Source organism: Mucilaginibacter sp., from assembly GCF_028288105.1.
In the GTDB taxonomy this organism is placed as follows: Bacteria; Bacteroidota; Bacteroidia; order Sphingobacteriales; family Sphingobacteriaceae; genus Mucilaginibacter.
In genome coordinates, this window is sequence record NZ_JAQBOI010000069.1 from 37,401 (window position 1) to 48,493 (window position 11,093).

12 protein-coding genes are annotated in these 11,093 nt (G+C 41.4%); 9 read left to right on the forward strand and 3 right to left on the reverse strand.

All coding sequences use genetic code 11. The features are described from left to right. Nucleotides 1-6: 6 nt before the first annotated feature. Nucleotides 7-972, forward strand: coding sequence for a histidine phosphatase family protein (locus JWQ85_RS04985; RefSeq protein WP_299464858.1), 966 nt, complete (start codon nt 7-9; stop codon nt 970-972). An 18-nt stretch (nt 973-990) separates the two neighbouring features. Then, complete coding sequence (gene cfa, locus JWQ85_RS04990) at nt 991-2,130, forward strand: cyclopropane fatty acyl phospholipid synthase (RefSeq protein ID WP_299464861.1); 1,140 nt, start codon at nt 991-993, stop codon at nt 2,128-2,130. A 159-nt stretch (nt 2,131-2,289) separates the two neighbouring features. Here the strand turns inward: cfa and JWQ85_RS04995 are convergent, their stop codons facing one another. Beyond that, nucleotides 2,290-2,844, reverse strand: coding sequence for a hypothetical protein (locus tag JWQ85_RS04995; protein WP_299464864.1), 555 nt, complete (start codon nt 2,842-2,844; stop codon nt 2,290-2,292). A gap of 245 nt (nt 2,845-3,089) precedes the next feature. On the opposite strand from JWQ85_RS04995, the gene JWQ85_RS05000 reads away from it, so the two are divergent. The 3 genes from JWQ85_RS05000 to JWQ85_RS05010 all read left to right on the forward strand — a co-directional run bounded on the left by JWQ85_RS05000 (nt 3,090) and on the right by JWQ85_RS05010 (nt 5,918). Further along, nucleotides 3,090-4,082, forward strand: a complete 993-nt coding sequence (locus tag JWQ85_RS05000; protein ID WP_299464867.1) for an SH3 domain-containing protein — start codon at nt 3,090-3,092, stop codon at nt 4,080-4,082. An 8-nt stretch (nt 4,083-4,090) separates the two neighbouring features. Further along, complete coding sequence (locus JWQ85_RS05005; RefSeq protein WP_299464870.1) at nt 4,091-5,104, forward strand: DUF2235 domain-containing protein; 1,014 nt, start codon at nt 4,091-4,093, stop codon at nt 5,102-5,104. Between the two features lie 250 nt (nt 5,105-5,354). Beyond that, nucleotides 5,355-5,918: a DUF6252 family protein gene (locus JWQ85_RS05010; RefSeq protein ID WP_299464906.1), complete on the forward strand. Its 564-nt coding sequence runs from the start codon at nt 5,355-5,357 to the stop codon at nt 5,916-5,918. 2 nt (nt 5,919-5,920) lie between these two features. Here the strand turns inward: JWQ85_RS05010 and JWQ85_RS05015 are convergent, their stop codons facing one another. Further along, complete coding sequence (locus JWQ85_RS05015; RefSeq protein WP_299464909.1) at nt 5,921-6,397, reverse strand: DUF4112 domain-containing protein; 477 nt, start codon at nt 6,395-6,397, stop codon at nt 5,921-5,923. A gap of 37 nt (nt 6,398-6,434) precedes the next feature. After that, nucleotides 6,435-7,373 (reverse strand): helix-turn-helix transcriptional regulator, encoded by a 939-nt coding sequence (locus JWQ85_RS05020; protein WP_299464912.1) that lies wholly within the window; start codon nt 7,371-7,373, stop codon nt 6,435-6,437. 96 nt (nt 7,374-7,469) lie between these two features. Here JWQ85_RS05020 and JWQ85_RS05025 point away from each other — a divergent pair, with 96 nt between their 5' ends. The 4 genes from JWQ85_RS05025 (at nt 7,470) to JWQ85_RS05040 (ending at nt 10,997) form a co-directional block, all read left to right on the forward strand. Then, nucleotides 7,470-9,560, forward strand: a complete 2,091-nt coding sequence (locus tag JWQ85_RS05025; protein ID WP_299464915.1) for a TonB-dependent receptor — start codon at nt 7,470-7,472, stop codon at nt 9,558-9,560. Between the two features lie 24 nt (nt 9,561-9,584). Further along, a complete protein-coding gene (locus JWQ85_RS05030; protein ID WP_299464918.1) occupies nt 9,585-10,196 on the forward strand; it encodes an HmuY family protein in 612 nt (203 codons plus the stop codon). A gap of 93 nt (nt 10,197-10,289) precedes the next feature. Then, complete coding sequence (locus tag JWQ85_RS21885) at nt 10,290-10,610, forward strand: DUF6686 family protein (RefSeq protein WP_367186182.1); 321 nt, start codon at nt 10,290-10,292, stop codon at nt 10,608-10,610. A 207-nt stretch (nt 10,611-10,817) separates the two neighbouring features. Continuing rightward, nucleotides 10,818-10,997: a hypothetical protein gene (locus tag JWQ85_RS05040; RefSeq protein WP_299464924.1), complete on the forward strand. Its 180-nt coding sequence runs from the start codon at nt 10,818-10,820 to the stop codon at nt 10,995-10,997. Nucleotides 10,998-11,093: the final 96 nt, after the last annotated feature.

The following is an 11,093-nucleotide window of genomic DNA, read 5'->3' on the forward strand; positions in this document are numbered from 1 at the left end:
ATCTTAATGACTTTAGTAATCACTATTATTGGGTGTAAAAAGGATAATAACAACCGAACGAGTGCGGTGCCTAAGGTCACGAATACCGGGTATGACGGGACGCTGCTTTTTGTAGATAAGGCAAAAGACTTTCAAATACAAACAGATGTTGCCTCGGCGTTTTCTTCAACCAACCCAAATATTGAAATTACCAGTAGCGGGTTAATAAAGCGATTCATGTCTGGCGAGGTAGTGCCCATAACCATTACAAATAAAGTTAATAGTGCTTATAAAACCACAATATATGCGCTGGCAGCAACAGATGTTACTTTTGTCAAACCATATTCAGATTATCATGCAGAGGATGCAACCGATGCTCTGGCTTCGTATCGCCAGGGCTGGAGCACTTTAAATAAATTACCAACATCCAACGAAACATTTGCAATTGTTGTAAGGCATGCTGATGCTGATGACGGCATTGATTATTCCGTAAATCATTCGGATGCAGGCCCTGCTAATTGGTGGAAATCATGCGACCCAGCGCAAGCCAGGCAATTGAGTACTATAGGTAAACAGAACGCAACAGACCTGGGCAAGGTTTTTAAAGATCTGAATTATACTATATCCCGGGTATATTCAAGTGAGTTTTGCAGAGCTGTAACAACAGCTACGCTTATAAATGCCGGGCCTGCTATTCAACTAAATGCGGATTTAAATCACCCAAGCCATAATGTTTCCGGGAAGCCTTTATTTGATAATTTAGTAAATTTGTTAAAGGTTCAACCGGTAGATAATAAGTTAACACTGGTAGTAGCACACCATCCACTTAACAGGGTCGATAGAACAGATTATCCAACATTTCCAAAAGTAATCCCTTTTATTTGGACAGGGTCGTATTTTATAAAGGTATCGGCAGACCATAATTTAACATATGAAGGTGCTGTTTCGTTAAGTATGTATAAATTTTGGCGCGATCTTAAATTAAAAAAGTAATTGTATAAAGATATGATCATGCCTTATTTAATAAACAAACAAAGTACCTACGAAAAGAAAACTGTTTGTCAGCTTTTAGAGATGGCCGGCATCAACCTTAACGGCCCCGAACCATGGGATTTGAAGGTTAATGATGACCGTTTTTATCACCATGTTTTTGGGCAGGGTTCGTTGGGTTTAGGCGAATCCTACATGGCCGGTTATTGGGATTGCAAACAACTTGATGTTTTATTATACCGCGTATTGAGCGCGAATCTGGAGGAAAGGATCCCCCACAACTTAAGAACATTCATTCATTTTATTAAATCGAAGATATTTAATGAACAGTCTGTAAAAAAAGTACAGCAGGATATTAGAAAACATTACGATTTGGGGAATGATCTTTTTAAGGCGATGTTAGATAAAAGGATGATCTACTCGTGTGCTTACTGGCGGGATGCCAAAGGGCTTGAAGAGGCGCAGGATAAAAAGTTAGACCTGATTTGCAGAAAGCTACAGTTAAAAAAGGGCCAGCGTTTGTTAGACATTGGCTGCGGATGGGGAGGGCTTGCAGGCTTTGCAGCAGAGCAATATGGCGTTGAAGTAGTAGGTATCACTCTTTCACCAGAGCAGGCCAGCTTAGCAAGCCAAACATACAGTAATTTGCCTGTAGAAATTCGCCTGCAGGATTATAGGAGTGTTACAGAAAAATTTGACCGTATTGTATCGGTAGGGATGTTTGAACACGTTGGGTACAAAAATTATCCAAAGTATATGAGTGTTATTAATAACATACTTACCGATAACGGCCTTTTTCTTTTACACTGTATCGGATCAAACAAAACTGTTACCCATACCGATCCATGGATGCATAGCTATATTTTTCCAAACGGAATGATGCCATCTATTAAACAAATAGGTGCTGCCGCCGAAAAGTATCTTGTAATGGAAGACTGGCAAAACATAGGTACACATTACGACCGTACCCTTATGGAATGGTTAAAGCGGTTTCAGTATGCCTGGCCTAATCTAAAAGATAAATATAACCAAACATTTTACCGGATGTGGGTATATTATTTATGTTGCAGTGCCGCATCTTTCCGGGCCAAGAAAAACAACCTTTGGCAAATAGTATTTTCAAAACCTACTAATCACGCGCCATACCAGGCGGTAAGATAATTTTACAACCAATTTAATATATATATACAACCAACTCAATCATTAAAGGCGCCAATTACATTGTGCGCCTTTTTTATTGGTTGTGTATGCGTAAAGGCCCATTAAAAAGCCCTTTAGCTATAATTAGCTAAGGGGCTTTTTAATGGGGATTATCTATGATTATTCACAACCAAACCCACATGTTTCCAGTGATCCACAAATCGCACTCGTTTTGTATACACCTGTTACAGTGTTATGGCTTACATTTTTGTTCACAGTAAGCCTGTAATAAGAGATATTTGAGCCAGTTGTTCCCAGATCAAATTTTATAACTTTATCCGTGAAACAACTTTGGCCTTTATCAACTGCAATAGTTGGTGCAAAAGAATTCCAGGTAGTTCCGTCTGTACTTGTGGCACCGCTTACAATATCTGTAGCTTGAACACAAGTACCTAAACTAATATCCCAACCATTTAGATTCGGCGCTGTTCCACCGCTGCCATTACCGGGATTTAAATTCTTTATCCGCCATTCCCATGTATAAGTTCCATCACCATTATCGGTAATCTTGTACAGATAAATGTTATAGGGTATAGTGCTTTCACCCGAGCCTTCGTTCAAACATTTTTCCGTTACAAATTTTGGAACAGAGGATTTTTTGTCCTTTTTACAAGCATAAAGCACTGTCATCAGTACTGCTACACCTATACTGATCATTGTTAGTTTTCTTCTCATATCGCCCTTTGTTTAGTGTACAATAACTAAATATACCTCCTAAAGTAGCAGGATGTTTGCCGTGGATATGTGTTGTGTATCAATTTGAATTATTGCACACGTTTATGCACATTATTGTAACAATCAGGGCGTTATATGAATTTTTTTAACGGAATGCTCCCGAATTTGTCGATATTAGATCGTTGAACTTATAATCATGTAATTTTTTAGATGGGGGTAAGCCAATAATAATCTAACCTATCATCATGACAACAAAATCAGGCTTTACTTTAATGTCCATCCAGGAGTTTGAAACCTGGATAGATGCCTTACGCCTTGCGCGTACAATTTTAACCATACAAGAACATCATACTTTTAGCCCCGCGTATCCCCAGTTTAACGGGGGTAACCACTTTGCGTTGCAGCAAGGCATGAAAAGCTATCATGTTACCCATAACGGATGGAGCGACATTGGCCAGCATTTCAGCACTTTCCCCGATGGCAGCATCATGACAGGCCGTTCGCTTGAAACCTCGCCTGCCTGTATAGTAGGGCAAAATGCACACGCGATATGTATAGAGAACCTGGGTAACTTTGATACAGGTAAAGATGCCATGACCGCCGCGCAACGCGATACCATTATCCGCATTACCGCGAAACTGTGTTCCCGGTTTCACCTGCTGGTAAATACCAATAGCATTGTTTATCATCATTGGTTTGACCTAAGCACCGGCGAACGTAATAATGGCACAAAGAATAATAAGACCTGCCCCGGAACCGGCTTTTTTGGTGGTAACAAGGTAGCAGATTGTGTTGCTAACTTTTTGCCTTTGGTTGCGCTGGCTGGCGGGCCTGTTGCGCCTGTTGCTGATACAGCTGCAATATTAAAATATGTGAGTGTTACAGCGTCATCATTAAACATCCGCACCAAGCCCGATGCCACAAGTACCAAGGTTACAGATAGGGCAGCCGCAACCATGGGAGCAATATTAAGAGTATATAAGGAAAGCAATGGTTGGTATAAGATCTCCGGCAGTCAGGAGCATTGGGTATTAGCCAAATACACAACAGAAGTAAAAAGGGCGACAGTAAAAGCCGATACCTTAAACGCCCGTAACGGCCCGGGCAAAGATTTTGAAAAACTTGGTTCGTATACCAAAGGGCAGGAACTGTTTATTGTGAAGGAAGAAAATGGCTGGTGTAAAGTAAACATGGATGACCGGTGGGTAAGCAAGGATTTTTTGGCGTTTACTAATTAACATAGCTTATGAAACGTATTATAGTTTGCAGCGATGGTACCTGGAACAAGCCGGGCGATATGTATGAAGGAACAATTGTTCGCACCAATGTGCAGAAGATCTTTGAAGCTATTTGTAATGAAGATGAAGAGCATATTAAACAGATAAAGTTTTATGACCAGGGGATCGGATCCAGCGGGACAAAGCTAAGCCGTATGATAGATGGCGCTGTAGGCCGGGGGCTTGATGATAATATATTGGATGCCTACAAATTTATTATCTGGAATTATGAGATAGGGGACGAGATATTTCTTTTCGGTTTTAGCCGGGGGGCCTACACGGTACGCAGCCTGGCAGGTTTGATAAGAACAGCAGGGCTTGTAAAGAATAACAATTTACGGCTGATACAACAGGCGTATGACATGTACCGTGACCGTAGCAACATGGCTAAACACCCCAGCGGCGATATTGCCGAAGACTTTAGAAAAAAATACAGCCAGCCAGAGGTACGCATTAAATTTATTGCAGTTTGGGATACAGTAGGCGCGCTGGGTGTGCCATTAAAGCTATTTTATAACAAAAAGAAGTATGAGTTTCATGATACTACTTTAAGTAGTTATGTTGACTATGCTTACCATGCATTAGCTATTGACGAGCGCAGAAAAAACTTTGAACCCACCTTATGGCAGCAAAGTGAAAATGTAGACAAGAATAATGTAAAACAGGTGCTGGAGCAAGTATGGTTTGCGGGGGTACACTCAAACATTGGCGGAGGTTACCCAGACGAAGGCCTTAGTGATACGGCTTTGGAGTGGATGATAGAGAAAGCTAAAGCAGTTGGATTAAGTTTTGAAGATAACTATATACAAGCACAGATAAAGCCTGATATAAAAGGGAAGATCTATGAATCTAATGGTTTACCATTTTCACTATTAGGGCAGCATATACGAAAACTATTACAAAAGCCACGCGCCAATGAAAGCCTGCACCCATCTGTGTTACAACGCGCTGATGCAGGTATTGATTATAAGTATGAATTATAAACCATAGTCTGTTAAAGCCATTTCTTCTTACATATTTTAACATTTCAAATGTTAAAATATGTAAACTCCTTTTTTATAATTACGTCCTGGTAAACGCTTTTTGAAAATTCAATAACCTTAGTATCAGTAGTATATTAAAACATAAAATTAACAGGGTCGAAAAGCTCATTTCGGCCATTTGTTAAAATATGCAAACTCAATTTTTTTCCTTGCAAATAATTTTAGTTTAGTCGCAAAATGTATTTGTAAAATGAAGAAAAACGCACTTTTCCTGTTCATCGTCCCGGCTGTTATCTTATCTCAAGGTTGTAAAAAAGATACCCCTGCAACTGATACTGCCGCCACTCCGGCTTTTCAGGCTTACATCAACGCAACCGTGTGGACGCCTGACACTATAGCGGCTAATATAACTTATAATGCAGCATTAAAAAATAAAGTATTTTCCTGTAGCGGTGTTAAAGATCAAAAGAAAGTAGAGATTGTTTTTAACGATCCAAGCCCGGCAGATAATAGTGGGTTAACTATAGGTACTTACAATGTTGACGCGACTTCAAACCTATTATTTAATTATTCCACACAAAAAAAGGATGCCGGGGGTAATTATGTTTTTGAACCCTTTGGTACAGTGCAGCCAAGTTCGGGCACGTTAGTAATTGCCGGTATTGATACCGTAAAGAAAACTATAACCGGTACCTATAGTTTTACTTCATCAAAGTATAACTATGGCGACGATGGTGGTATAATATCAATTGACCTGGCAACCGTATCATCGGGCACTATCCAGGATATGCCTTATACATTTAAACGCGAATAGTTTTATTTAAACTGCATAACCAACCAGTGTAAGGCAATATAACTAAGGTAAAGTATCGCGCTTATTACTATCAGTAATACAATTAATAAGATAGCGATAATGCCATTACCACTGCCGGTATGCCTGCCTTCCTGGTAATGCTCTTTTAGTAATTTTATGTTACGGGTATTGGCTTTTATATAAAAGTCAGAGATCTGCCCCAATAATGGTATGGCGCCAATGGCTGCATCAACACTAATGTTAATAGCCATTAAAATAAGTACTTTACGGCTTACACCGTTTTTTGCCATTACATAAAGCAAAGCGGCTGATACCAGAAAGCCGGATACATCGCCCGCGAATGGTATTAAATTGAGGATAGGATCGAGGCCGAAACGGAAGTTTGTGCCGGGGATACGAAATTTATCATCCATAACAGATGCTATCTGCTCTACCCATTTAAGCTGGCCGCTTAATACTACTTGTTTTGATTTATCCATACGCTTATTAATTGAATAAACGAGCGGGATATTTGTTTTAAAGCTGCATTTTATTTACCTGGCTAGGCAAAAAACCAAACCGTTTTTTAAAAGCCGCGGTAAAATGATGTGGGTTTTTATAACCTATTAACTCCGCAACCTCGCTTACGCTTTTATCATCCTGTAAAAGGGTATAGGCAGTATCCATGCGCAAATCAAACAGGTAACCAAATACAGTATTGCCAAACAGGGCTTTAAATCCCTTTTTTAGCTTAAAATCATTTAACCCGGTTTTGCGGGCAAGCTCAATTAATGAGCAAGGGGTTTGCATGTTTTGAGCAATGTATGCTTTAGCTTCCTGTAAACGGGCAATATCCTCCCGGTTAAAGCCTTTTGGGTTTCCCTGTCCACTTTCTGCCTGCTGCAGCTGCAGGGATAGTAGTTCCAGTATCTTCGATTCTATAAAAAACCTTCGGATGTAACCCTGTTGCCGGGCCTCCATTATCTCATTTATAATGGTATGCAAGCGGGTGTGCCTGTAATTCCCTTTAGTTATGATCGTGTCTTTCTTCAGTTCTTTCCCCATAAGTTTACTTACAAACTTGCGTGTAAGGCATACAGCAAAAACCTTTGCCGATCGCTCATAAACTAAGTCGGTATTTAATAACGAGGTGCAAATGGTATAGTACCTGCCATCTTTTAACGCCAGCGGTTTGCTGTCTCCAAGCTTTGCGCTTAACTCCCCATCTAATACAAAATTCATTATCCAGCAAAAAGTATCGCAGTGTAAATTGATAGTGCATGGCTGCTTTACATTGGTTTCTATAGCGCATATACATACGCCTTCAAACCACAGATCGCTGATCTTGAACTCTCCCCAGCTTTCAGATAATTCTGTAGTACGTTCTTCATAAGGCCCAGATCGGGCCAGATTTGCAGGATAGGGCAGGTTGACACTTTTTGCTTCGGATGATAAGGATGTAAAGGTTAGTTGCATAAAATCCGTTTGGCGTTGTTTTCAATCCGTTTGGCGTTAACCAACTGGCTAATTTTAGCGCAAATTTGCATTATTATTTTTAATTAGTCTAAATAAATGAGATACATCTTCATCTGTATGCTAACAATTGCAGCCATAAGTGCCAAAGCACAGCATATAGATACCTTATCTGCAGATACGTCAAAAACTAAAAAACTAAAAGAAGTGGTTGTTACGGCTACCCGTACAGCAAAAAGCCTGATGCAATTGCCCATGCCTGTAAGTACCATCAGCAATAAAGAAATTAAGAACAGGGGATTGGTGCGATTGAATGAAATACTTGCCGAGCAAACCGGTTTAAGCGTATTACCTGATGCTCATGGGCAGGGAATCCAGATCCAGGGTTTTAGTCCGGATTATACCATGATAATGCTGGATGGGCTGCCGCTCATAGGGCGCACAACAGGCATCCTCGATCTGTCCCGCATCACCACAAATAATATCGATAAAATAGAGATCGTAAAAGGGCCGGTATCATCCTTATATGGCAGCGAGGCCATGGCCGGGGTAATCAATATTATATCTGCTACGCCGCCATTAGGTGGTTCGGGCAGTGTATCGGCAAGGTACGGTACTAATAAAAATGCCGATATCTCTTTAAACGGTGGCTATGCTACGCAGCGCTTGTCGCTATCGGGTTTTGTGAACAGATATAGCAGCGGCGGGTATACTTTGGTGCCTCAATCAGGCAGTCCCACTGTATCGCCATTTATTGGCTACACCTTAAACGGCAGGCTGGGTTATAAATTTAGCGATGCCACTAATTTGAAGATCCAGGTACGTAATTATACCAATACTGCCGATAATAACTTTTTGGTTGATGATGACCGCATAACAGGAGATGGTACCGAAAAGGACCTGAATATTTCTGCCGGATTAACGCACAAATTTACAGAGAAATTTACGGGCGATGTAAGGCTTTACCATGCGGGTTACAGCACAAAATCGCTATTGCGAAATACCGCGGATAATTCGATATATGACGAAACCTTTTTCGACCAAAACTTTAACCGTGCCGAACTGCAAGGCGATTATAAGATATTAAGTAGCTTAAGGTTTACCGGCGGCGTAGGTGGGCAAACCGAAAGTGTTGTGGCTACCCGTTATAACGAGAAAAAGACCTTTCAATCCGGCTACGCTTACGGTCAGGCCGATTGGACACCGCTTAAGAAACTAAACATTATTGCAGGCGGTCGTTTTGATACGCACAGCGTTTACCGCTCGCAGTTTAGCCCCAAACTGGCGGCCAGTTACCAGTTGAGCGATAAGTTTGTGATACTGGCTTCAACAGGTAAGGGCTATAAAGCGCCAGATTTTAGGCAGTTATACTTAAACTTTACCAATGCGGTTGTTGGATACAGTGTTTTTGGTACCGAGGAAGCTGCTTTTGAGTTGCAAAAACTCCAGGATCAGGGGCAGATAGCAAGCGTATTGATAAACCCCGCGTCGTTGCGAACCCTGAATGCTGAAAGTTCTACCGCTTATAACTTTGGTTACCGCTATCGCCCGTTTACCAGTTTGATGTGGACGGTTAACGTGTTCCGCAATAATATCCGCGATTTGATAGATTCTGAGCCTATAGCAATCAAAACAAACGGGCAATCAGTATTTTCTTACCTAAACCTTCAAAATGTTTATACCCAAGGTGCCGAAACCGATGTAACCTTCAGCTTTTTAAAACACTGGACGGTTGCCGGCGGCATGCAATACCTGGAAGCTTACGACCAAACCGTGCTGGATAAAATAAAGGCAGGGCAGGTGTTTGGTACCGACCAGGCAACCCGCGAAACGGTAAAGGTTAAAAAGAGCCAGTACGGTGGTTTATTAAACCGGTCTAAATACATGGCTAATGCCCGTATTGCTTACCAGGACGATAAAACAGGCATCATTACATCGGTACGGGCTATTTACCGCGGCCGTTACGGTTTCTCTGATGTAGATGGCAATGGCATTGTTAACCGCGATGACGAGTACGTGAAAGGTTACGTGCTGTTTAATGCATCGGTATCAAAGCTATTTATGAACAATCAATTACGCCTGCAATTAACAGGCGAGAACCTGGGTAACTACAAAAATCCGGGAGCTATAAGCAATCTGCCGGGCACACTGGTTTACGCCGGTATCACCTATAATTTAAACAAACAATAATCATACACACAATAAACAAACAACATGAATAAATTTAAAACTCTTGTATTAGTATTATTTAGCAGCACTGCCTTACTGGTAGCATCGTGCAGTAAAAACAATGACGAACCCGAGCCGGATAAGCCCGTTACCCTTACCATCAGTACCGTGGCCGATTTAGATGGCACTGGTCGTGATGTTTACTACAACCTAAGCAAAAACGCCGAAGTAACCGGAACCGATATCGCCAGCAATAAATGGGACATAAAATTCACCGCGACAAGCATTTTTGTAAATGGTGGTACATCCGGTACGGGTACAACACAGGCACAGGTAGTTAATAACACCTTTGCCGATCTGAAAACAGCACCCGCTGATGGTTATAAGACAGATGCTACCGGCGCCAACGCCATCACAGGCTGGTATACTTACACTGCCGAAACTGCACCACAGCATGCAATACTTGCAGTACCAGGCAAAATCATCCTGATAAAAACAAGCGATGGTAAATACGCCAAGCTGGAAATGAAAAGCTATTACAAAGGCAATCCGGATACCACCACACCAGCATTTGCTGATCTGGCTACAAGGCCGGCTTCAAGGTTTTACACCTTTAGGTTTGCTTACCAGGCTGATGGCAGCACTACTTTACAATAGATAAATGAATATAAAATAATAAGTCCTGTTTTTGCCTGCGGTTTAAAGAGCGTTGGCCGCAGGTATTACAGGCACCAATTAAACATCACCATTATGTGCGAAACCAGGATACTAACTCAGCGGGGACAATCGGTAATAAGCCACTGCGCCGATTGCGGCATGTTAAATATATGGCACCAAAATTTGATGTTATGTTTTACACCCGAGCAATTCATGTCATTTCACCGCTTTACGCAGGAAATGGATTTTGAGGACAGGTGTTACCCATTCCCGGATGGATCTGAGCGGGTAGTGCTGTGCACGCCAAACCGTGATATCAATTTTGTGTTTACCGAAGCCGAGTGGGAAGATTTTAACGCCGCTATGCTGGAGGCTATGTACCTGATGGAAGTATATAATACCATTTATCAGTAGGCGGTTTAGCAGTTTGCAGTAGGCGGTTTACAGTTAGCGATAGCCGATGGTCTTTCTAGCAAACTGCAAACTTGGAACTGCCAACTAAAGAATCCAGCAAACTGCAAACTAATAACTGCCAACCGCAAACTGAAAGCGGTACAGTTGTTGCAAGGATATAACAAAGGCCGGTAACAGGCCAAACTGTAAAATTTAAATACATCTGTTATGAAAACTAAGGATTCAAAAAACAACGTAAACGGACAAGGTTCTTCAACTGCCGATCGTGCTTTTAACGATGCTAAGGAAACACAAAAACAAAATGGCATAAGCAATGGCGGTGGCCAGCGCTCCGATCAAACATCGAGCAGGGACAGCGCCCACAAGCCTCAACAAAAAAAATCATAAGTTAAATTTACCTTAAACGCTCTCAGTGAAAGCTAAGGGCGTTTTTTATTAAAGTTCTCTTCTTGTTGGTGTCCTCACCAACAAGCCGCTATACTC

Bases quoted from the DNA above. Each gene is read 5' to 3' on its own strand.
- JWQ85_RS05030 (WP_299464918.1), top strand. From the start codon at position 9,585: ATGAATAAATTTAAAACTCTTGTATTAGTATTATTTAGCAGCACTGCC.
- JWQ85_RS05000 (WP_299464867.1), top strand. From the start codon at position 3,090: ATGACAACAAAATCAGGCTTTACTTTAATGTCCATCCAGGAGTTTGAA.
- JWQ85_RS04985 (WP_299464858.1), top strand. From the start codon at position 7: ATGACTTTAGTAATCACTATTATTGGGTGTAAAAAGGATAATAACAAC.
- cfa (WP_299464861.1), top strand. From the start codon at position 991: ATGCCTTATTTAATAAACAAACAAAGTACCTACGAAAAGAAAACTGTT.
- JWQ85_RS05020 (WP_299464912.1), bottom strand. From the start codon at position 7,373: ATGCAACTAACCTTTACATCCTTATCATCCGAAGCAAAAAGTGTCAAC.
- JWQ85_RS05005 (WP_299464870.1), top strand. From the start codon at position 4,091: ATGAAACGTATTATAGTTTGCAGCGATGGTACCTGGAACAAGCCGGGC.
- JWQ85_RS05010 (WP_299464906.1), top strand. From the start codon at position 5,355: ATGAAGAAAAACGCACTTTTCCTGTTCATCGTCCCGGCTGTTATCTTA.
- JWQ85_RS05015 (WP_299464909.1), bottom strand. From the start codon at position 6,397: ATGGATAAATCAAAACAAGTAGTATTAAGCGGCCAGCTTAAATGGGTA.
- JWQ85_RS04995 (WP_299464864.1), bottom strand. From the start codon at position 2,844: ATGAGAAGAAAACTAACAATGATCAGTATAGGTGTAGCAGTACTGATG.
- JWQ85_RS05040 (WP_299464924.1), top strand. From the start codon at position 10,818: ATGAAAACTAAGGATTCAAAAAACAACGTAAACGGACAAGGTTCTTCA.
- JWQ85_RS21885 (WP_367186182.1), top strand. From the start codon at position 10,290: ATGTGCGAAACCAGGATACTAACTCAGCGGGGACAATCGGTAATAAGC.
- JWQ85_RS05025 (WP_299464915.1), top strand. From the start codon at position 7,470: ATGAGATACATCTTCATCTGTATGCTAACAATTGCAGCCATAAGTGCC.